We start from the raw sequence: 21303 nt of genomic DNA on the forward strand, positions 1-21303 counted from the left end.
GCCGCCGATGCTACCTACGGAGACTGCGCCAACTTTTGCGGACTTTGCCGCAGGTGGGCGCAACCAGCCGCCCCAACATATGTACGTATTTCCATACTTACGTATTGTCGGCGCCGTGGATGATCACCTTGTATCACTGAACAACGCCGTCGCCGAACTCACCGCCCGGGTCGAGGCTCTGGAGGCAGCACCCCCTACCGAGAAAGCGGACCATGGTCCGGACAACGGATCAACCGACCCTTTCCGGGCGCTCAACGGACTGAAGGACCGGGCGGACGCCCACGGGGAAGTCATGCTCGTCGGTGCAGCGACCCTCCCGGACGGCCCCGTGGAATGGCAGGAGAGCAGAGACCCGTCAGCTCTCCTGGAGGCCGACTGGACGGACCACGCCACCACGTTCGCCGCACTCGGGCATCCGGTCCGCCTGGAGCTGCTGCGCCACATCCTCACAGGGACGCACCGGACCGCCGACCTCGCGGCGATGGACCACCTCGGCACCACCGGCCAACTGCACCACCACCTGCGCCAACTCGTCGCCGCCGGCTGGGTGCGCCAGTCAGGTCGCGGCAGCTACGAGGTCCCCACCGCCCGCGTCATCCCACTGCTCGCCTGCCTCACCGCCGCCGGATAGGCCACCGCCCCCGATGCGACCGACGCCTGCCCCCGTCGACTCCGCCCCCTGTTCACCCGAAGGTACGCATCGGGTGACGCCCGTCCCCGTCCAACTGGTCCAGGTGGGCGTGCTCATTGAGCGAGCGGAGTGTCAGTCGCGGCGCGCCGTCAGGCCCCGGTGTCACACCGAGAACGGTCACCGACGCGTTGAGCACGGTCGTGATCAGCGTGATCCACGTCGCCCCAGGCAGGACTTCGGCGACACAGGCGGCGATCGGTCCACCTGAACTCACCACGGTCACCGCACCCGTGTCGAGCGCCGCGTCCGCGGCGGCGAAGAGCCCCGTCCGGACCCGCTCGCGGAAGGCGCCGAACTCCGGTCCGGCCGTCCAGTCGGAGATCGCGTCAACGAGAGCCCGGTTGACCTCGTCGACCTCAGGACGGGGAAGTTTGCCCTCCCTGGCCCGCTTCAGCGCCCCGGCATGCCCGGGATTCTCCCGGAACCAGGGGGTGAGGATGTCACCGAAGCGGATCTCACGCCAGGCGTCATCGACGGTGGGTTCCGGTGAATCCAGGGCCGCGGCCACAGCTGCGGCGGTGTCCCGTTGCCTGACCAGCGGACCGTGGATGACCGGGGTGTGCTGTGGTACCCGTTCGGCGAGGGCCCGTCCGACAACGTCCGCCTGTCGGCGCCCCAGTGCACTGAGCCGGTCGTAGGCGGCCTCGAAGCCACCGTCGGCGGCGCTGTCCAGTGCGTTCTGCCCCGCCTGCCCGTGTCTGACCAGATAGATGACGGCCATGAGTCTCCCTTCGACAACAGCACCCAGGATATACAGCTTCCGGACGCGGAACACGGGGACCGGCGGGAACCCGGGCAGACACCATCGCGGCACACCCCTTGTTTTATATACCCCGGGGGGTATCATGAGACCATCATCGACAGTCTCGGAAGGTGAATCACATGGCACGGATCGTCATCATGGGAGCAGGGGTGGCCGGACACACCGCCGCCCTTCATCTGCGCAGACAGCTGGGGTCCGGGCACACCGTCACGGTGGTGACCCCCAATGCGCAGTGGAACTGGATCCCCTCCAACATCTGGGTCGGCGTCGGCAGAATGCCGAAGAAGAAGGTGCTCTTCCCCCTGGCGCCGCTGTACCGCAGGAAGGGGATCATCTACCGCCAGGCCCTCGCCCGCGAGATCCACCCCGAGGGGGACGCCGACGACCCGACCCCCTTCATCAGGATCGAGCACACCGCCGAACCCGCACGCGGACAGACGGACCGGATCCCCTACGACTACCTCGTCAACGCCACCGGCCCGAAACTCAACTTCGCCGCCACCCCGGGGCTCGGCCCGGAACAGGGCGGCTCAGTCTCGGTGTGCACCGCCGATCACGCCGAGAAGGCGGCGGACGCCCTCGGAGAGACGCTGGACCGCATGCGCCGTGGTGAACACCAGACCATCGTCATCGGCACCGGACACGGGACCTGCACCTGCGAAGGCGCCGCCTTCGAGTACACCTTCAACGTCGAGCACACGGTCCGCCAGGCCGGGCTGCGCGACATGTGCGACATCCACTACTTCACGAACGAGTACGAGCTCGGCGACTTCGGTGTCGCCGGACTCGAGTTCAACCAGCAGGGCTACCGGACAAACTCCAGGCTCTGGACCGAGTCACTGTTCCGGGAGCGCGGCGTCATCCCGATCGTCCGGGCGCACGCCCGGCGTGTCGAGGACGGCGTCCTGGACTACGAGACCCTGGACGGCGGGTTCCACCAACTCCACTTCGACTTCGCGATGCTCCTGCCCCCGTTCCGTGGCGCTGATCTGACCGCCGTCGACCGGGACGGCAACGACATCACCTCGACCATGTTCTCCCCCAACGCCATGATGTACGTGGACGCCGACTACTCCGGAAAGGACCACGACTCGTGGAAGGCCTCCGACTGGCCACGGACCTACCGCAGTGCCGCCTACGACAACATATGGGCACCCGGCATCGCCTTCGCACCACCGCACCCGATTTCCGAACCGCACGTCTCCCCCAACGGAACGGTCATCTCACCGTCCCCGCCACGGACCGGAATGCCCGCCGGAATCCAGGGGAAACTCGTCGCCGACACGATCACCGACCGGATCCTCCGGCCCGGCCGACCTGACCGCGCGGAATCCATGACCGAAATGGGGTCCGCGTGCATAGCCTCGGCCGGGTCGGGTCTGCTCACCGGCTCGGCGGCGTCGATGACGATGTACCCGACCGTTCCCGATCACGAGAGGTACCCCGGGACCGGGGGACGGCACAGGAGCCTCACCTTCGGCGAGATCGGACTGGCGGGCCACTGGATCAAGACGCTGCTGCACCACGGGTTCATCTACAAGATGAAGGGCCGCCCGCTGTGGTGGCTGATCCCGGAATGACCACCACCCGGGGCAGCCGACCGACACGTGAAAACCAGGAGATGAGAGACATGTACACCCCCGATCTGGACCGGGCCCCCGCGCCCGACCGGTGCACCCTGTGGAAACGCCGTAATGTCCCGTACCAGCTCTGGCGACTCGCCGTGGTCAGTCTGCGGATGGCACGGGTCATCTTCGGTCGAACCAGATGACCGGCGGCATGACCTGCCGATAGAATCATCGGCATGAGCGACTCGGCCAACGACACAGAGCAGGGCACCGCAACCGGAGCGACCGGGCTGAGCGGCAGGGAGATCCGGGCCGCCCGCCGGCGCCAGGACATTCTCGCGGCGGCGCGCACGGTGTTCCTCCGCGACGGCTACCACGACGCCAAACTCACGGCGGTCGCGGCGGAAGCCGGGTGTTCCGTGGGGACGCTCTACACCTACTTCACCGACCGCCGTGACCTGCTCTCCGCGTTCCTCACCGAGGTCGAGGCGGAGATGAGGGCGGCCGGACGTCGCGACCATGACGGTGATTCCGCCGATCCCGCCCGGCAGATCATGTCCACGAACCGGGCTTATCTGGCGTCCTACCGGAGGAACCGGGCGGTCATGGCGCTGATGGAACAGGTGTCCCAGGGCGACGAGGACTTCGGGCGGCAACGCCTGCTGCGCGCCGACGGTTTCATCGACCGCAACACCCGTGCCCTGCGCCGGTTCACGGAGGCCGGCGTCATCACGGTTCCCGACCCGGAGATGACGGCGACCGCCCTGTCCGTCGCCGTTTCCCGGCTGGCCTACATCACCTGGGTCGACGGCCGTTACCCCGACACGGACGAGACCTTCCACCGGGTGTGCGACACCGCGAACCGGATCTGGCTGGGAACTCTCGGATTAACAGTGAACTGAATCACGATTCATAGTAGGGTGGCGTCATGACCACCTACGACTACACCGGCCGCACCGCCGTCGTCACCGGCGGCTCGCGCGGCATCGGCTACGCCACCGCCTCCCTCCTCGCAGCCTCCGGCGCCAGTGTCTTCCTCACCTCCCGGAAAGAAGACGCCGCCCGCGACGCCGCCGCACGGATCACCACCGACCTCGCCGACCGGGGCATCGACGCCACAGGGCGCGTCACCGGACTCGCCGGCCACGTCGCCGACCCCGCCGCCGCCACCGACGTGAGCACCATTGCCGTCGAACGCACCGGACGTCTCGACGTCCTCGTCAACAACGCCGGCACGAACCCCGCCTACGGCCCGGTCACCGACCAGGACCCGGCCCTCGTGTCCAAGGTGTTCGAGATCAACACGACCGCTCCGCTGACCTGGACCAGAGCCGCCATCGTCGCCGGCCTCGGCGCACAGGAGACCGGCGCGGTGGTGAACATCGCCTCCATCGGCGCACTGACCATGGAGGACGGCATCGGTGTCTACAACGCCTCCAAGGCCGCCCTCGTCCACCTCACCCGCCAGATGGCCCGCGAACTCGGACCCCGGGTGCGGGTGAACTCCCTCTGCCCGGGAATCGTCCGCACCCGCCTGTCCGAGGCACTGTGGCGGGACCACGAGGATGCTGCGGCTGCGACCTCCCCGCTCGGCCGGATCGGCGAACCGGCCGACATCGCCGACGCCGTCGCCTTCCTCGCCTCCCCGACCTCCTCCTGGATCACCGGGACCAACCTCGTCGTCGACGGCGGACAACTCGTCGGCACCGGCACCGGAAAGTAGGGACCGCCGTGGACTTCAGCAACACAGGGCGCAGCATCGACTACCAGAACCGGCTCACCGCCTTCATGGACGGGTGCGTCTACCCCGCCGAGGCGGTGTACCACGAGCAGATCGAAGCCTCCGGCGACCCGCACCACTTCCCCGCCGTCCTCGGTGAGCTCAAGGAAGAGGCGAAGAAGCGCGGACTGTGGAACCTCTTCCACCCGCACGAGGGGGACGGCGTCCCCGCGCTCACCAATGCCGAGTACGCACCGCTCGCCGAGATCATGGGACGCAGCATCAGCATCGCCCCCGAGGCCTGCAACTGCAATGCCCCGGACACCGGCAACATGGAGGTCCTCGAGCTCTACGGCACCGACGAGCACCGTGAGAAGTACCTGGAACCGCTGCTTCGTGGTGAGATCCGCTCCGCCTTCTGCATGACCGAGCCCGGGGTCGCGTCCTCCGACGCCACGAACATTTCCATGGGCTTCACCCGGGTCGACGGCGGTTACCTGCTCAACGGCCGTAAATGGTTCAGCTCCAACGCCATGCACCCGAACCTCGGCGTCCTCATCGTGATGGGTAAGACCAGCCCGGACGCGGAGCGGCACCTGCAGCAGTCCATGCTCGCCGTGCCCGCCGACGCCCCCGGGGTGACCATCGTTCGCAACCTCCCGGTCTTCGGCTACCACGACCGGGAGGGCCACGCCGAGATCAGCTTCGACGACGTCTTCGTCCCCGACTCCGACATCCTCGGTGGAGAGGGCATGGGTTTCCGCATCTCCCAGGACCGCCTCGGACCGGGACGCATCCACCACTGCATGCGCTCGATCGGCATCGCCGAGCGGGCGCTGGAACTGATGTGCCGACGGGCCGAATCCCGTACCACCTTCGGAAAGAAGCTCTCCGAGCGCGACAACATCCGCGACTGGATCGCCGAGGCCCGGATCAGCATCGAGTCCGCCCGACTGCTCACCATGAAGGCCGCCTGGATGATGGACACCGTCGGGAACAAGGCCGCCCGCCAGGAGATCGCCGCGATCAAGGTCCTCGCCCCACGCGTCGCCCTCGACGTCGTCGACAAGGCCATCCAGGTCTTCGGCGGCGAAGGCGTCACCGACGACACCCCGCTCGCCGCGATGTACGCCGGCCTGCGCACCCTGCGCTTCGCCGACGGTCCCGACGAGGTGCACCTGATGACCATCGCGCGGGCAGAACTGCGCAAGTACCGGTAGGAAGGACACCATGACCGCCGAGAGCACCACCGCCCCCTTCGACACCACAGCCCTCACCGACTGGCTGACATCCCTTCCCGGCAGCGGGATCACCGGCCCCGTGGAGCTCACCCGGATCGGTGCCGGCCAGTCCAACCTGACCTACCTCGCCACCGACGACCTCGGCAGTTCCGTCGTCGTACGGCGTCCCCCACTGGGCCACCTCGCCGCCTCCGCCCACGATGTGCTGCGCGAGGGCCGGATCATGGCCGCGCTGGCGGACACGGACGTGCCCGTCCCGCGCATCTTCGGCGCGACCACGACGGCCGAGGACGCCCCCCTCATCGCCATGTCCGTGGTGGAGGGCACCTCGCTGAACTCCTTGGAGGCGGCGGACCTGCTGACCCCCGAGGCGCGGCGCGCCGCCGCCTTCGGCCTGGTGGACGCCATGGCGGCCGTGCACCGGGTCGACCTGGACACGACCGGGCTGACGTCGTTGGCGTCCCACAGGCCCTACGCTCCGCGGCAGCTGCGCCGCTGGGCCGGCCAGTGGGACGCGACGAAGACCCGGGACGCCCCGGCACTGGACGCCCTCACCGAGCGCCTGCGTGCGGCACTACCGGAGCAGACCGAGACCGTCCTGGTCCACGGCGACCTGCACCTGGGCAACATCATCGTCGAGACCTCCACCGGCACGGTCAACGCCGTGGTCGACTGGGAGCTCACCACACTCGGTGACCCGATGGCGGACATCGGGTCCCTGCTGGCCTACTGGCCGACCGAAGCGGGGCCGAATCTCCCGGGGTTCGACGCCGCCCTCGCCGACGGGTTCCCCGGCCCCGGGGAGCTGGCCGACCGGTACCTGGCGCAGACCGGACGTTCGCGGGACGCCCTGAACTTCTGGCATGTCCTGGGGCTCTGGAAGGTCGCCATCATCATCGAGGGCGTCCTGCGGCGCGTCCAGGAGATGCCGGAGAACGAGGCGGCTTCGGGCGCCCCGACCGCGGAGATCGCGGACAGCGTCATCGAGCGGGCGACCCGCATCGCCGACACCACCGGGCTGTGACCGGGGCAGGGCGGCAGGGATGACGGTCGATGACGATCCAGGCCTCACGGTCCGACCAGCGCATCCCGGAAGCTGTCGAACACCGCCGCCGGGTCGAGTCCGGTGAGGACCCTCGCATTCGCCGGGCGTGACCAGTAAGGGCCGACAGCGGCCGGGCCAGCGTCCGCCCCTGCACCGGCACCGTTGCGCCCCTCCCCCTGCGCCGTCGCCCCGGTCCAGTCCGCCACCGTGGTTCCGCGCAGCAGCTCAGACACCGTCTCCACCCGGACCGAGGCGTCCGCCAGCTCCGCATCCACCGCCCCGCACAACACGGTCGCCGCCGCCAGGTCATGGATCTGCGCGACATGACCGACCCCCACCGACTCATGGAACTCCATGTAGAACCGCACCACCTCGTCGAGCAGCACACCGACCTCCGGGGCGGCGACGGAAATCCACTCCGCCAGCCGTTCCGGGGTCAACAGCACCCGCTCAGTAACGTTGAGCGGACAGATCACCGGTGCCGGCGCATCCGACGGCCAGTTGTCCAGGCAGTAGGCCAGGGCATGCGGGTCCGACCAGGCGTTCCACTCCGCGGTCGGGGTGGTGTTGCCCGGGTAGAGGAACGCCCCGCACATCAGCGTCACCCGCGTACCACGCAACACGTGCGGGGCGTGCTCCACCGCCCACGCCAGATTGGTGGCCGGCCCGGCGACGAGAATCATCTCCGGGGACGCCGCCTCCCACGCCGCCACCGCCGCCGCGGCGGTGCCTGCCACGTCCACCGCATCCCCCGCCGGGGCAGCCGGAATCCGGTACCCCAGTCCCTCCGGACCGTGGGTCTCCGGCGTCGTCGTCAACGGAAGCACCCTCGGCCGGGACGCCCCGACAGTCACCGGCACCCCCGGAACACCCGCCACCCGCAGCACCTCCACGGAATTACGGGCCGCCGCCGCAGCCGTCGTGTTCCCCGCAACCGTCGTGACGTGCAGATCAAGGACGCCGCGCCGGTGCCGTGCCGCCAACCACAACAGGGCGAGGGCGTCATCGATACCGGTGTCGACATCGGCGACGAGAGCTCTGGTCATGGTCACCCATTGTCGACCAGATCCCAGCCCCGGGCAAGGAACACCTGCTCCGCCTCATCGATCCAGGCGTGGATCAGGGCCTCCGCATCCTCCCGGGAATCGACGATCCTCCGGTAGTAACGCTCCTCACCGAACCCGTGACCCCACATCACCGACCAACAGGTCCCCAGGTGACGGTCGGCGGTGATGTAGTCACCGGGCACCACCCGGTCGGCGACCTGGAACCAGTCCAGGTCCGCCGCGTAGTTCATCGGCACCGCGACATGCACCTCAGCCTCACCGACAGTGAGGACGCTGCCCGTCGAATCCGAGAGCCGCCAGCGCGTCGACCCGTCCGGCACAGTGCCCTCGGAGATGTCCTCCCACTCCCGGCCGAGCAGCGACGTGGCGTCCCCCACCATGTAATCGGAGAGCAGGTCCACGATGCCCTCCACCGTGGCACCCGGTTCGACCAGGGCGAAACGGCCACCCCCGGAGAGCCGGTGGACGATCCACCGGTGGTCTGCGAGACCGACCTGGACCTCACGCACCCCGTCGACCCTCGCGGGGACGCCCCGCCCGGCGGGTTCCACCGACAGCACGAATCCCTCGGTACCCGCGATGACCGCGGATTCCAGCATCGCCCGCAGCGACTCCGGCGTCCCCGCAGCCACCAGACCGCCACCGCGGATGCTGAACCGGCACAGTGTCGGCGCCGCCCCGGGCGCCGGACCACTGGCGTTGACCCACACCCGACCGGTCTCCTCCAGCATGCACAGCCCCACGGACGCGGCGTGCAGGATCAGGTCGGTGAAGGTGGCGTCGTGGATCTCCTCGGCCAGTGGCACCGTCACCCGGAGCACCGCCCCCGTGGGACGCACCGGGTACGGGTCCAGATCCATGTACAGGTCCGCCGGGGGATTCGCCGGATCCTCGGCGGCCTGTACCGCGCGCCGGTTCATCCACGCCGCGAAATCGTCGAGCAGCCCCGGGGTCGGTGCGTCCGGGTCAGTGACATCCGCGGGGACATCCACGGCGGCGGCAGCGGCGGCAGCGGCGGCATATGCCACGAACTCCGGTGCCGCGGCCGCGAACTCGCGGGGGGTACGGAACTCACCGGGAGCGTCATCGAAATCTTCGGCGCGGAAGAACAGGAAGGTCACCGGCCGGCCCTCCGTCGGTGCGGTGCCGTCGAGGACGACATCGGTCTCCTCCCATCCCAGATCGAGGAACTCCTCCCCGTCACCGTCGATGAACAGTCCCAGGACCTCGGTGAGCCGCTCCACGGAGCCCACCGGGGACGTCAACGCCATGATGCGGTCGCCGGCCCGGTGCTCGACGATCCAGCCGCCCTCCGGAGTCCCCACCGCCTGGACGAACCGCACCCCCGGCACCGGGGACAACGCCCGGTCGACCGGCTCGATGACGATGTACGGACTCCCCTCCGACACCAGGTCCGGTGCGGTGTCCGCGGCGAGGACGTCACCGATGCTCCGCCTGCTGACGTGCAGGGTCACGACGTTCCGGGAACTCCGCATCCGGCAGTCCGTCAGCGCACCGGTGGCATTGACCAGCACATCGCCGACCTCGCCGGTGTCGATGTCGTAGGCCACGAGGCAGAGCCGGTTCACCACCGCCACGGAGACCAGCGCCGCCACCGTGTCCACGGTGTCCCCGATGCCGTCCGTGTCCCCGACGAGAACCCCGACATCCGTCGGACCAGCGTGGTCGAAGGAACCGAGGACCCCGGGGATCCGTTCGATCTCACCGACCAGGTTGACGAGAGCCCGGCGCTCGCGCGCGTCCGGGGCCCCGTCCGGGAACCGCACGAGCGACCGCGGGCGGTACCCGACACCGACAGCGGACGGGGCGATGAGCAGGAATCCGATGGCCATGCCGCCAACGCTAACAAAGCCCCGGGGTACCCACCTACGGTGCCTGTGAACGCCAGTTAGCGCCCGTCCACCGTCCGACTACCGCCCGGTCGGCAGAGTGCGCTGTCGCAGCCGGGTGAGCAGATCCACCGCGTCGACGGACGACAGGTCACGTCCCACCATCGTCACCGGCCCCGGCACCAGGTCGAAACGCACCGTCGCCAACCCGAGCATGCGTCGCAGCGGGCCCCGCCGATGGCTGAGTTCCTGGACGTGCGCCGGATCGATGACGGACGCCGACCGGCGCCACCTGCCGCAGTGGCACACCAACGCCGTGTCGTGGTTCCGGTCGGTTCCTCGGCCACTGCCCTCACCGGCGACGAGCACCACAGCCTGCCTCGTACGGTCGACCGGGGAGACCCACCTGGCGGACGCCGGACTGCGGTACACCCGCACACCCGCCCGCGGTTCCGGCACCCTACCGGGACGCACGAGTGTGTCGACCTGCCCGCGGTCCAGCGGCCCGAGCAGGGCGACCAGGGCAAACGCCTGGTCCAGGGTCCCTACGGGCAGGACAGCGGTCGTCGCACCGCCCTGCCCCGGCTCGCCGTACCCGGCGATGTCCACGTCGACCTTCCACCAGCCCAGGGGCCGCCACAGCAGCGGCTGGGACACCCGGACGGCATGGATCCGGTCGAGCGGCACCGTCTGCCGGCGCCGCTCGCTGAAACCGAAGGTGACGACCAGCAGCCGGTCGTCGTCCCGCCCGGGCGACACGGCGGTGAACCGCCCGGACAACACAGCGGTGAACCGCCAGCTGCGGTTGAGCAGTCCCCAGATCCACGGTCCCAGCCCGGCGACCGCCGGCAGCAGCAACGCCAGTCCGGCCGGTGTGGCGGCGGAGACCAGGACGATCAGCAGGGTCACCGCTGTCGGGCCGGCCAGCACCGCCGCGGCGAGCGACCGGGTGGCCGGGATCTGCGGGACGACCACGGTGCCCGGCCGCGCCGCCGGCTCCGGGGCGGCTGGAGCGTCCGGGCCGTCCGGGGCGTCCGGCAGGACACGCACCCGGCCCAGCAGGGCGTCCCGCAGCTGCTCCGCCCGCGCCCGCGGCAGGTACTCCACGCTCACCGCGCTGTCCGCGCCGCCGGCGGTCTCGACCCGCACACCCGCCAGGCGGAACAGGCGGGGAGCGAGCGGCTCGATGAGGTCCACGGCCTGCACACGGTCGAACCGGGCGGTGCGCAGCTGGGTCGAGAGCACACCCCGGCGCACCGAGATCGCCTCGTCATCGACCCGCCACCGGGTCGCCCGCCACCACGGCCACGACAGCAGCCAGCCGAGCAGGAAGACGCCGACCAGCACCGCGAGCACCACGGGGATGACGACGACCCCCGGCAGCGGCGACTCCACCACCCGGTCCCACACCCAGCGCAGCGTCTCGGCCTGCTGGAAGAGGATCACCGCGGCGACACCGACGAGCGCCGCCCACATCCGCAGCAGCGGGCTCAGCGGATGGACGCGCTGCCACCCCTCCCCGGTCTCAGCCCGCTCATCCTCTCCCAGGCGGCGACGGCGAGCCGGTCGCGCAGCGCGTCCGCGGTCGCGGCGTCCAGCCCCACCACCTCCGAATCGCTCGTGGAGGAGGCCGTGTGCAGCTTCAGCCGCTTCACCCCGAACAGGCGCTCGACCGGCCCGGCGGTGACGTCGACGTACTGGATACGGCCGTAGGGGACGACGGTGAACGTGCGCCACAGGCGGCCCCGGGTGATGAGCAGTTCATCGGAGGTCTCCGCCCAGCGGCGGTGACGCGCCTGGGCGGGCAGCAGCCACAGCTGCCACAGCAGCAGGACGCCGAGGAGCCCGGCCCCGGCCCAGAACCACGGGTGCACGGCGACGGCGGCGACGGCGCACCCGATGAGCGGGACCAGCGTCCACGGCAGGACGCTGACCAGGCGGGCGGGCAGGTAGCCCCGGCTCACCGGGGTCATGTCCCCGGTAGTCATACGATGAGCTCGGCGGAGACGTCCTCCCAGCGGTGATCGAAGAAGTCCGTGTCCTCTCCGGTCGCGTACTGGCCGAGAACCCGGGAGATGTAGCCCAGTGCGTTCTCGTCGTCCAGGACCTCCTGGTCGAGGCGGAAGTGCCGGTTCGAGGTGCGGTACTCGACGATCCAGCCGGCACCGGTGAGCGCGGCCTGGACATAGCGGACCCCGGGGACCGGGGAGGTCGAGTCATCGCCGTGGACCTCGACGACGACGAAGGGGATGCCGTTGTCGGCGCGGCGACGGCGATCGACGTCCTCACCCAGTACAGCGAGGATGCTCGCCCGGTCGACATGGGTGGTGACCGTGTCCAGCGAATCGCGCATCCGCAGTCCGGAATCACCACCGGTGGGGTTGACCCACACCTGCTCCATGTCATCGACCATGCAGACGCCCAGTTCAGCTGCCTTGATCTGGATCTGACGCCCGGTCTCCTCGCCGGTGGAGAAGGGAACACCGACATGCAGGACGCCACATGCCGGCGTCACCGGGAACTCGGAGACCGACAGGAAGCGGAACGCCGGGGGCAGGTTCGGGTCGTGTGCGCCGAGGTCGGCGTGGTGGTTGATCCAGTCCGCGAGGTCCACGATCGGCGCCGGCGCGTTGGCCGCGGCCGCGTCCCAGCTGTCGAAGCCCCCGGTACCGGACACCACGGAATCCATGGTGATCGTGCTGTCCTCGGCGTCGAGGACGTTCATGTGCTCGTTCGCCAGCGTGAGCAGTGCGTTGTCCGGCAGGTAACCGTCCGGTGTCCCGGTGTCGGTCGTGGGGACGAAGAAGAGGAAACCGAAACTCACGGAAGGCGCTCCTGGGATGTCGGGGACCGGTCGGGGACACGCCGGGGATCGCCGACGGGCCGCCTGTCACGGTGATTGGCAGGGGTATCCACCCATCCTAGGGTGTGATAGCACTCCCGGGGCTGTACTCCGCAACCCGGTCGCCGTGCAGGCGGGCGGCCCGGGGCCCCTGCCGCGGTTGCGCCCCGGCCGCGGCCAGTCCCCCCGCAAAAGCCGACCCCCCACCACATGCACCCAAGACATGCACCGCTGAACGGGAAGTCTATATGCGGGGGGAGAATACGCCTGGCACCGTAGACGACACTAAACGCCGATGCCAACATGCCGTCGGCAGGGGATATACCGGGGACAGCATGACAACCGCACCACTGAAACTCGTGTCCGAGCAGTGCATGAAGCACTTTCTCACTGAAGAGTCCAATGACGGGCAACGGGCACTCAACCTCCATGAGTGGGACCGATGCCTGGCAGAAAATTCCGTCCCGGTTCCGGAAAACCGTCGGACAGAATGAGACGCTCCACGGACATCTGGTCTCCAACTGTATGTTCGGGTTCTGGGTCTCACTGTTGGATGCCGGTGGCGGCACAGGGTTTCCTGCGCCGAGGCACGAAGTGAGCCACGACGAGATCTGGGACCGCGAACTCCTGCTCACCGCTTTCCCGGGCGGTCGGCCGGTCGCCACCACCGAGCACGGCGCTGCCGGAAAGCTCAACCGGTCCTGGGTTCACGAACAGGTGAGAAAGGTCCATCTGCTCCGTAACCGGGTCGCGCACCACGAGCCTCTCATCCGCGGCTACGGTGATACCTGTCAGCCCTGGACCTCCAGGTCGGTCGCCGACCACGCATGACCCAGGAAGGCTGCCTCGTCGCCGTCGAGGTACTCACCCAGCACCCCGACCACCGAGTCCACGTCCGCGGCCGGTTCCTCCAACCGGTACACGGTGTTCCCCGCCCGGTACTCCACAGCCCATCCCTGCTCCAGATCCGCCGCCTGGGCGAAACGAACCCCCTCGACCGGGGACTCCTCAGGCGTCCGCGGTTCCAGGATGACGAAGGGGAAACCGTTACCGTCCCGGTGCGCGGCGACGTCCTCGTCAAGAACCGCCCGGACACTGTCCCGGTCGGCATGCAGTGTGAGGACGTTCGAGGAGTCTGTCAGCCTGACCGCAGTAGATGCGCCACCGGTGGCGTTGACCCACACGTTGTCCTCCGCATCCATCATGCAGATGCCGAGTTCCGCGGCTTTCTGCTGCAGAGCGCCACAGGTCCCGGAGATCGCGGAGTACATCACGCCGAGGTACAGCTGCTTTCCCACCGGGGAGGCGTCCCCGGCGGGACGGAGGAACCGGTCAGAGGGCGGATTGTCCGGGTCGTCGGCGAGCAGGTCCGAGTGCCGGTTGATCCAGTCAGCGAGGACAGTCAGGGGCTCAGGCGAAGGCGCCGTGTCATTGGTCTCGTCCTCGCTGTACTCGAACAGGGCGTCCTGCCGGGAGCGCAGTTCACTGTGCGGACAGAACTCCCCCGGACGGTCGGTGAAGTCGTCGGGCATGAAGAAGGTGATGTCGAAACTCATGGCCGCAGAGTATCAGCGCCGCGGACGTGGAAAGGTCACTCCGCCAGCCGCTCAGCGAGCTCCCCGGCGTCGAGGCACTGCGAGGTCGGGATGAGCAGCGTCTGCCCGGCGTCCTGCCCCGAACCCCCGCGGGTGAAGGACACCGCCCGCCGCGCCAGCGCCGCCGAGCGGGAGTTCTCCCCCTCCCCCATCTCCGGGACGACGAAGCACCGGTGACCGGTGCGTCCCCGCGTCCTCCCGACCGGGATGACCGGGCAGGCGGCGTCCCACCCCCACCCGCCGGACGCCATCACCCGGGCGACGGCCCGCGCGCCGCGCGGCAGGCCCAGGGCGCGGGCGATCTCACCGTAACCGGTGACCTCACCGTCGCCGATGACAGCGAGGACGGTGCCCACCCGGGTGGCCAGGTCGGCGCCGTCCTCGTTCACGCTGTCAGTCAGAGCCGCTCCGCTACTCGCCGGCGATGATGTCGTGACGGATGATGGTCTCGTCACGGCCCGGGCCGACACCGATGTAGGAGATCCGGGTACCGGACAGCTCCTCGAGGCGGGTGATGTAGTCCTGCGCCTTGGCCGGCAGATCCTCGAAGGTGCGGCAACCGGAGATGTCCTCGTCCCAGGCGGGCATGGTCTCGTAGACCGGCACCGCGTGGTGGAAGTCGGACTGGCTCATCGGCATCTCGTCGAACCGCTTCCCGTCGACGTCGTAGGCCACACAGATCGGGATCTCGCCGATGCCGGTGAGCACGTCGAGCTTGGTGAGGAAGAGGTCGGTGAAGCCGTTGACGCGGGAGGCGTAGCGGGCGATGACCGAGTCATACCAGCCGCAGCGGCGCTTCCGGCCGGTGTTCACGCCGACCTCACCACCGGTGGTCTGCAGGTACTCGCCCCACTTGTCGAAGAGCTCGGTGGGGAACGGGCCCGCACCGACACGGGTGGTGTACGCCTTGATGATGCCCAGCGAGCTGGTGATCTTCGTCGGGCCGATACCCGACCCCACGCAGGCGCCGCCGGCAGTCGGGTTCGAGGAGGTGACGAAAGGGTAGGTGCCGTGGTCCACGTCGAGCATGGTGGCCTGGCCACCCTCCATCAGCACCGACTTTCCCTCGTCGAGGGCCCGGTTGAGCACCAGCTCGGCGTCGATGAGCATCGGGGCGAGGCGGTCGGCGAATCCCATGAAGTAGGCGACGATCTCCTCGGGGTCGATCGCCTTGCGGTTGTACAGCTTCACCAGCATCTGGTTCTTCTGGTTCAGCGCACCGGTGACCTTCTGACGCAGGATGGACTCGTCGAGCAGGTCCTGGGCGCGGATGCCGATGCGGGAGACCTTGTCTGCGTAGGTCGGGCCGATACCGCGACCGGTGGTGCCGATCGCACGCTTGCCGAGGAACCGCTCGGTGACCTTGTCGAGCACCTGGTGGTAGGGGGCGACGAGCTGGGCGTTCGCACTGACCTTCAGACGCGAGGCGTTCGCGCCGCGGGCCTCCAGACCGTCGATCTCCTCGAAAAGGGCCTCGAGGTTGACCACACAACCGTTGCCGATGACCGGGGTGGCGTTCTCGCTGAGGACGCCGGCCGGCAGCAGCTTCAGCTCGTACTTCTCGCCGCCGACGACGACGGTGTGGCCGGCGTTGTTACCGCCGTTGGGCTTGACGACGTAGTCGACCCGGCCGCCGAGGATGTCGGTGGCCTTACCCTTGCCCTCGTCCCCCCACTGGGCACCCACCACGATGATTGCTGTCATTGTTGTTCGTCGCTCCTCGACGGTCGTCCTGATTAGACCTCAGCGTATTTGGCCAAAGAAACAGTCTAGCGTGCCGGTAGGGTGTACGCCATGGCAACAGTGGTTCTCGCGTGCGGCACCCTCCCCCCGACTCTCGCGGAGGCGGCGCCTGACGCCGTACGTCTCGCCGATGTGCCGGGCAGGAGGGAACTGAAACTCCTCGACGCGCTGGCGTCCGCCCACCTGCCGGTGGACCCCACGCCCTCCCTCGACGAGATCGCCGCGCAGCCCGATGTGCCGCACCAGGCGGACCCGCGCCCCGCGCCGCAGACCCCCGATGAGCCCGTGCGGGTCGTCGTCATCGGGTCGGACGCCGCGCTCGCCGCGGTGGTCACCCGGCTGATGCGCATCGACGCCCTGTGGATCTCGGTCGGTTATGTGCCGGTCGACACAGCAGGCAGAAAGTCCCTCACCGCCCACGTGTGGGGGCTGGACGCGGAGCAGCTGCCGGCGTCCGCCGCTCTGGACCACGCCCTGACCGGTACGCCGCAACCCACCGCCCTGATCAGGGATGACGCCGGGATCGCGACCCTCGGGTGCGCGGAGATCTTCCACGCCGGCACGACGATGGTCGGCGAGGTGATCGTGGACTCGGAGACCCTGTTCCTCAACGACACCGAGACCGCGTGGAACGGACGCCCTGGCCCCTATGGCGCCCGATTCGTACCGACGACGGGGACACCCGGCCTGGCGGCGACGAGGCTGACCACACCATCACTGTGGGATGAGGCGGCCGCGGCGCATCCGCCGAAGAAGCCCCTGTTCGGGCTGCTCGGAGGCGGCGCGGTGCCGGGCGGCGTGGACCCGGAAGTGGTGCTCACCGGTCGTGCGCTGCAGGCTGGCGGGGAGTCCCTGACCGTGGTGCGCGACGGGGTGACGCATCCCCGCACCGTGGGGTCGGTGACCTTCTACCGGCACCTGCGCGACGGGCAGTTCGTCCGGAGGTAGAGACTGTCCCTTGCCCCGGCTGTTCCCCGGTTGACCGCCGTGGGGTGGTCCGGTGCCGGAAAACCACCCTGGAGTGGTCAACCCGCCGCGAAGACGGGTCCATGGTCCCGGAACCGCCCGTCCGGGGCCACTCAGTCCGCCGGACGCACCATCGTGATGTGCGGGATCCCGCCCTCGTCGAACTCCTCACCCACCGGCACGAACCCGGACTTCGCGTACAGGCCTGCGGCATAGGTCTGGGCGTGGAGCATCATCGGCTCACCACCGGACCGCGCCACGACCGCGTCCGTCAACTGACCGGCGAGCCCGTGCCCGCGCCACCCCGGATCCGTCGCCACGCGCCCGATGACGAGGTCCCCGGACACCCCGCCCTCATCCCACGGGGTGCGCAGGGTGCGCAGGTAGGACCGCAGCTTCGGGGACGCGGCGTCCACCACGAAGAAATGGGCGGTGGTCGGTTCCAGGTCGACCCAGTCCAGCTCCGTCTCGGAACACTCCTGCTCGATGCAGAAGACCTCGGTGCGCAGGTGGGCGAGAGCGTAGACCTCGGTGGTGGTCAACCCTGACCACGGTTTCACGGTAATGTCGGCGACGGCGTTCATCCGTCCATGATGACCGACGCACCTGAGTGACCGACAACTGAATACCCGACAACCACTGACACGGGGTGTCCCGGGGTAACAACCTCCGGGGCTGAGATCACACCCGCTGAACCTGACCTCATTCACATGAGCGGAGGAATGTCCATCATGCCGAAAACGCCTGTCCCGGCGGTGGCGGTCGACCACGTCGACCTCGCCTATTCTGCCCACCCGAAGAACCCCGCCGTCCTCACCGACGTGCACCTCACTGTCCCCACCGGGGAGCACCTGGCCGTCATCGGCCGCTCCGGCTGTGGAAAATCCACCCTTCTCCACCTCATCGGTGGGCTCCTCGCCCCGACCGCGGGTGACATCAGGGTCCGGGGGGACGCCGACCCGGCGGACCGCCTCTCCCACTGCGCGCTGATGCCCCAGGGTGACAGTCTGCTGCCCTGGTTCTCGGTGCGCGACAATGTCGCCGTTCCACTGCGCAACCATGGTGTCGCGCGACGCGTGGCCCGTGGTCGTGCCACGGCGATGCTGGAACGCTGCGGTCTCGGCGCCTGGGCCACGTCCCGTCCCTCGGAACTGTCCGGCGGTATGCGTCAGCGCGCCGCGCTGGCGCGGGCCCTGCTGGCTGACAAGCCCGTGCTGCTCGCCGATGAACCGCTCGGCGCGTTGGACGCCATCACCCGCGGCGAGATCCAGGACTGGCTGGCCGAGCTGCTGGCCGGGTCCGGTGCGACGCTCGTCATGGTCACCCACGACGTCGACGAAGCCCTGCTGCTCTCGGAACGGGTCGTGCTCCTGGCGGACGGGCATGTCGTCGGCGACTGGCCCGGCTGGTTCTCCCGGCGCGCCGGACGTCCTCGCACCGAGGTCCTCGCCGATCCGGGGTTCGCCGCGTCCCGCACGGAGATCCTCCGTTCCCTGGGTGGCGTCGCGGAGGCCGTCGCATGACCGTTCTGTACCGCCGAGTCCTCCCTCCGCTGGTCACCGTGGTCCTCATCGTGCTCGTGTGGATGTGGGCGACCGCGGGGGGACGCACCGCCGACTACATCCTGCCCTCGCCCGGCGCGGTGCTCCGGGCACTGGGTGACAACTGGTCCGACCGACTGGCCCCGGCCACATGGGTGACGCTCTCCGAGACCCTGGCCGGTATCGTCCTGGGTGTCGCGGCGGCACTGCTCATCGGTGTCGCCGCCGGGCTGCTGCCGGTGGTCGGCAACGCCTTCTCCCCACTGCTCGTGGCGTCCCAGTCGATCCCGACGATCGTCATCGGCCCGGTGTTCACCATCGCCCTGGGCTACGGCATGGCGCCGAAGGTGCTGGTCGTCGCCCTGGCCTGCTTCTTCCCGGTGGCGATGAACCTGCTCGCCGGGATCCGCTCCGCCGACCCTGTCCTCATCGACACGATGCGCAGTCTCCACGCCTCACGCTCCGCCCTGTTCTGGCGGGTCCGTTTCCCGTCCGCCCTCCCGTCTGCCTTCGCCGGTCTGCGGATCACCGCCACCTACGCCCCGGTCGCCGCCGTCTTCTCCGAGTACACCGGCTCCACCGACGGGATCGGCTACCTGCTGCTGCAGGCCGTCCCCCGGTTGCAGACCGGCTTCGTCTTCGCCCTCGTCGTCGTCCTCACCGTCCTGTCCGCGGCCCTGCTGCTGACCGTCACCGCCCTCGAACGTCTCTGCTGCCCGTGGAATGCACCGCGGCAGCACCGGAAGGAATCATGAACACCCGCATTCTCGCCCGCGCCGCCGCCGGTCTGGTCGCCGCCATCACCGTCTCTCTGACCGCCTGCTCCTCGGACGCGGACAGCGGCACGGACACCACCCAGCTCAGCGTCCTGCTGGACTGGAATCCGAACCCCGACCACCTGGCGATGTACACCGCCGGGCACAGCGGCGCCTACGCCGACCACGGCGTGGACCCGGAGTTCATCCTGCCGGGCAACACCGCCGACGCCGCCAAGCTGGTCTCCCTCGGTCAGGCGGACGTGGCGATCAGCTACGAGACAGACACGATCCTCGCCGCTGACCAGGGACTGGACGTGGTCAGTGTCGGGGCGCTGATCCCCACCTCGTTGAACTCGGTCATCACGAAAACCTCGTCGGGGATCCGCACGGCGAAGGATCTCGAGGGGAAGACCGTCGCCGGCTCCGGCACCCCGTCCCAGCAGGCGTCGATGGACTACATCGCACGCAGGGCGGGCATCGACCCGGACAGCATCGAGATGCCGAATGTGCAGCAGAACCTCAACCAGGCGTTACTCAGTGACCAGGTGGACGCCATCGCCGGCGCCTACCCGAACATCGAGGGCGTGGAGCTGGCGGAGAAGACCGACATCACCGTCCTCTCCCCGGAGGAACTGGGCATGCCGGACAATGCCGAGCTCGTCATCATCGCCAACCCCACGCGGCTGAAGGAGGACGCCGCCTACGCCGACCGCGTCCGCGGTTTCCTCGCCGGTACCGCCGCGGGGCAGGACGCCGCACTCGCCGATCCCGCGACGGCGGTGGACGCGATGACCCCGGAGACGAAGGGCGCCTACGATCCCGGCACGCTGGTAAAGATGGTGGACGCCACGGTCGCGATCCTGCGCGGCGGCGGTGTGAACGGGACGGCGGCCACTGCCCCGGTCTTCGGTGTCCAGGATCCGGCCGACTGGGCGGAGTACGCCGACTGGATGAGGGAGAACGGGCTGCTCGACGGGGACATCGACGGCGCGACGGCGACGACGAACGACTACCTGCCGGCGTCCTGACCTTCTCACCATGTCTCTACGCCTCAACATCCTGCCCCGTCCCCCCGCACTCCACGCCCCCACCACCAGAAATCCTCACTGTCTGAGGAACACCCCAGGCCCGGCAGGCGTACCCCAGGAGGTGCACATTTCCGGTCGCATGGGCGGGCCGGAACGCGGAGCGGCAGGTACGGGGTGCCGCAGAGTATCGCGAAGTATAGTGCCGTACCTGAAAAAACAGATACGGCACTATACTTCGGCCGATTCGTCAGGTCCGCCCTGAGTCCCCAGGTCACCACCAGTAAACCGGATAGGTGGCACGCCCCACCCGGCCATGGGTCCACCCCACGGCGACGAGCACGAGGGCCGCCACGGCAGCGCAGACGATGAAGCTCACCTGGTCTGCGACTCCGCCGATACTTCCGGGGTCACCGGTGCCCAGCGTCCCCAGCACCGCGGTCGCCGCCGCCGGTGAATGGGGCGTCCGCGCCAGCAGCATCGCCCCGAGAGCCAGCCCACCGGCGACGGCGGCGGCCCACAGGGAGTGGCTGACCAGCCCGACCAGGACGCCGACCACCGCGGAGAGCGTCTGCCCTGCCACGACATTGCGTGGCTGGGACAGGGGAAGCGCCGGAGCTCCGACGATGAGCGCCATGCTGGCGGCCATCGGCGGGATCAGCAGCAGATGCCCGCTGAGCTCGCCGATGAGCACCAGCAGCAGCAGTGCCGCGACCGATACCACGGTCGCCACCACGACCGTCGGCGCGGGTGGTCGTGCGGGAGCCTGTGTGCGCAGAATCCTCCGCGCCGTCGTCATCGTCATCATGGTTCGCTCCCTTGTCCGGGCCACCCGGGAGAGTGGCGGATCATCCGGAGAACGATCGTTCTCCGCTAGTCGGGTACACT

The 21303-nt window shown here is 69.1% G+C and carries 23 protein-coding genes and 1 riboswitch; of the genes, 12 read left to right on the forward strand and 11 right to left on the reverse strand.

The features are described from left to right. Positions 1-115 precede the first annotated feature (115 nt). Complete coding sequence (locus QZV72_RS03060) at positions 116-631, forward strand: helix-turn-helix transcriptional regulator (protein WP_297005109.1); 516 nt, start codon at positions 116-118, stop codon at positions 629-631. Between the two features lie 52 nt (positions 632-683). On the opposite strand, the gene QZV72_RS03065 is transcribed toward QZV72_RS03060, so the two are convergent. Continuing rightward, positions 684-1412: a histidine phosphatase family protein gene (locus QZV72_RS03065; protein ID WP_297005111.1), complete on the reverse strand. Its 729-nt coding sequence runs from the start codon at positions 1410-1412 to the stop codon at positions 684-686. A 161-nt stretch (positions 1413-1573) separates the two neighbouring features. On the opposite strand from QZV72_RS03065, the gene QZV72_RS03070 reads away from it, so the two are divergent. From QZV72_RS03070 to QZV72_RS03095, 6 genes are read left to right on the forward strand one after another with little or no spacing between them, the layout of a single operon-like run. Further along, a complete protein-coding gene (locus QZV72_RS03070; protein WP_297005114.1) occupies positions 1574-3034 on the forward strand; it encodes an NAD(P)/FAD-dependent oxidoreductase in 1461 nt (486 codons plus the stop codon). Between the two features lie 50 nt (positions 3035-3084). Next, positions 3085-3225, forward strand: coding sequence for a hypothetical protein (locus tag QZV72_RS03075; protein ID WP_297005118.1), 141 nt, complete (start codon positions 3085-3087; stop codon positions 3223-3225). A 33-nt stretch (positions 3226-3258) separates the two neighbouring features. After that, complete coding sequence (locus QZV72_RS03080; RefSeq protein ID WP_297005121.1) at positions 3259-3924, forward strand: TetR/AcrR family transcriptional regulator; 666 nt, start codon at positions 3259-3261, stop codon at positions 3922-3924. Positions 3925-3950: 26 nt separating this feature from the next. Further along, the gene (locus QZV72_RS03085) at positions 3951-4745 is read left to right on the forward strand and encodes an SDR family oxidoreductase (RefSeq protein WP_297005124.1); all 795 of its coding nucleotides are present in this window, start codon (positions 3951-3953) and stop codon (positions 4743-4745) included. Positions 4746-4753: 8 nt separating this feature from the next. Beyond that, a complete protein-coding gene (locus tag QZV72_RS03090; protein WP_297005128.1) occupies positions 4754-5962 on the forward strand; it encodes an acyl-CoA dehydrogenase family protein in 1209 nt (402 codons plus the stop codon). Between the two features lie 10 nt (positions 5963-5972). Beyond that, the gene (locus QZV72_RS03095; protein ID WP_297005130.1) at positions 5973-7007 is read left to right on the forward strand and encodes a phosphotransferase family protein; all 1035 of its coding nucleotides are present in this window, start codon (positions 5973-5975) and stop codon (positions 7005-7007) included. Between the two features lie 44 nt (positions 7008-7051). Here QZV72_RS03095 and QZV72_RS03100 read toward each other — a convergent pair whose 3' ends face one another. The 5 genes from QZV72_RS03100 to QZV72_RS03120 form a co-directional block, all read right to left on the reverse strand. Next, the gene (locus QZV72_RS03100; RefSeq protein ID WP_297005132.1) at positions 7052-8074 is read right to left on the reverse strand and encodes a nucleoside hydrolase; all 1023 of its coding nucleotides are present in this window, start codon (positions 8072-8074) and stop codon (positions 7052-7054) included. 2 nt (positions 8075-8076) lie between these two features. After that, positions 8077-9948 carry a hypothetical protein gene (locus QZV72_RS03105; RefSeq protein WP_297005135.1) on the reverse strand — a complete coding sequence of 624 codons (1872 nt, stop codon included), beginning with the start codon at positions 9946-9948 and terminating at the stop codon, positions 8077-8079. 78 nt (positions 9949-10026) lie between these two features. Beyond that, on the reverse strand, positions 10027-11421 hold the full coding sequence (locus QZV72_RS03110) for a PH domain-containing protein (RefSeq protein ID WP_297005138.1): 1395 nt from the start codon (positions 11419-11421) through the stop codon (positions 10027-10029). Between the two features lie 14 nt (positions 11422-11435). Beyond that, positions 11436-11918 carry a PH domain-containing protein gene (locus tag QZV72_RS03115; RefSeq protein ID WP_297005141.1) on the reverse strand — a complete coding sequence of 161 codons (483 nt, stop codon included), beginning with the start codon at positions 11916-11918 and terminating at the stop codon, positions 11436-11438. A gap of 11 nt (positions 11919-11929) precedes the next feature. Beyond that, on the reverse strand, positions 11930-12769 hold the full coding sequence (locus tag QZV72_RS03120; protein WP_297005144.1) for a hypothetical protein: 840 nt from the start codon (positions 12767-12769) through the stop codon (positions 11930-11932). A gap of 447 nt (positions 12770-13216) precedes the next feature. Here QZV72_RS03120 and QZV72_RS03125 point away from each other — a divergent pair, with 447 nt between their 5' ends. Continuing rightward, the gene (locus QZV72_RS03125) at positions 13217-13618 is read left to right on the forward strand and encodes a hypothetical protein (RefSeq protein ID WP_297005146.1); all 402 of its coding nucleotides are present in this window, start codon (positions 13217-13219) and stop codon (positions 13616-13618) included. Here the strand turns inward: QZV72_RS03125 and QZV72_RS03130 are convergent. The 3 genes from QZV72_RS03130 to QZV72_RS03140 are packed head-to-tail and all read right to left on the reverse strand — an operon-like array spanning position 13579 to position 16086. After that, a complete protein-coding gene (locus QZV72_RS03130; protein ID WP_297005148.1) occupies positions 13579-14343 on the reverse strand; it encodes a hypothetical protein in 765 nt (254 codons plus the stop codon). The genes QZV72_RS03125 and QZV72_RS03130 overlap by 40 nt on opposite strands. A gap of 35 nt (positions 14344-14378) precedes the next feature. Next, the gene (locus QZV72_RS03135; RefSeq protein WP_297005149.1) at positions 14379-14771 is read right to left on the reverse strand and encodes an MGMT family protein; all 393 of its coding nucleotides are present in this window, start codon (positions 14769-14771) and stop codon (positions 14379-14381) included. Positions 14772-14793: 22 nt separating this feature from the next. Further along, on the reverse strand, positions 14794-16086 hold the full coding sequence (locus QZV72_RS03140) for an adenylosuccinate synthase (protein ID WP_297005152.1): 1293 nt from the start codon (positions 16084-16086) through the stop codon (positions 14794-14796). Positions 16087-16176: 90 nt separating this feature from the next. Between QZV72_RS03140 and QZV72_RS03145 the strand changes: the two genes are divergently transcribed. After that, positions 16177-17073, forward strand: a complete 897-nt coding sequence (locus QZV72_RS03145; RefSeq protein ID WP_297005155.1) for a hypothetical protein — start codon at positions 16177-16179, stop codon at positions 17071-17073. Between the two features lie 131 nt (positions 17074-17204). Here the strand turns inward: QZV72_RS03145 and QZV72_RS03150 are convergent, their stop codons facing one another. Beyond that, complete coding sequence (locus QZV72_RS03150) at positions 17205-17675, reverse strand: GNAT family N-acetyltransferase (protein ID WP_297005156.1); 471 nt, start codon at positions 17673-17675, stop codon at positions 17205-17207. Positions 17676-17726: 51 nt separating this feature from the next. Further along, positions 17727-17831, forward strand: a riboswitch (TPP riboswitch). On the opposite strand from QZV72_RS03150, the gene QZV72_RS03155 reads away from it, so the two are divergent. From QZV72_RS03155 to QZV72_RS03165, 3 genes are all read left to right on the forward strand, one after another. Then, positions 17823-18614 (forward strand): ABC transporter ATP-binding protein, encoded by a 792-nt coding sequence (locus tag QZV72_RS03155; protein ID WP_297005159.1) that lies wholly within the window; start codon positions 17823-17825, stop codon positions 18612-18614. It overlaps the preceding riboswitch by 9 nt. Then, positions 18611-19387 (forward strand): ABC transporter permease, encoded by a 777-nt coding sequence (locus QZV72_RS03160; protein ID WP_297005162.1) that lies wholly within the window; start codon positions 18611-18613, stop codon positions 19385-19387. The genes QZV72_RS03155 and QZV72_RS03160 overlap by 4 nt, the downstream gene beginning before the upstream one ends. Then, on the forward strand, positions 19384-20418 hold the full coding sequence (locus QZV72_RS03165) for an ABC transporter substrate-binding protein (protein ID WP_297005164.1): 1035 nt from the start codon (positions 19384-19386) through the stop codon (positions 20416-20418). Before QZV72_RS03160 ends, QZV72_RS03165 begins: the two co-directional genes overlap by 4 nt. Positions 20419-20689: 271 nt before the next feature. Here the strand turns inward: QZV72_RS03165 and QZV72_RS03170 are convergent, their stop codons facing one another. Continuing rightward, positions 20690-21223, reverse strand: coding sequence for an HPP family protein (locus QZV72_RS03170; RefSeq protein WP_297005167.1), 534 nt, complete (start codon positions 21221-21223; stop codon positions 20690-20692). Positions 21224-21303: the final 80 nt, after the last annotated feature.

Origin of the sequence: uncultured Corynebacterium sp., assembly GCF_902782855.1 — a bacterium.
In the GTDB taxonomy this organism is placed as follows: Bacteria; Actinomycetota; Actinomycetes; order Mycobacteriales; family Mycobacteriaceae; genus Corynebacterium.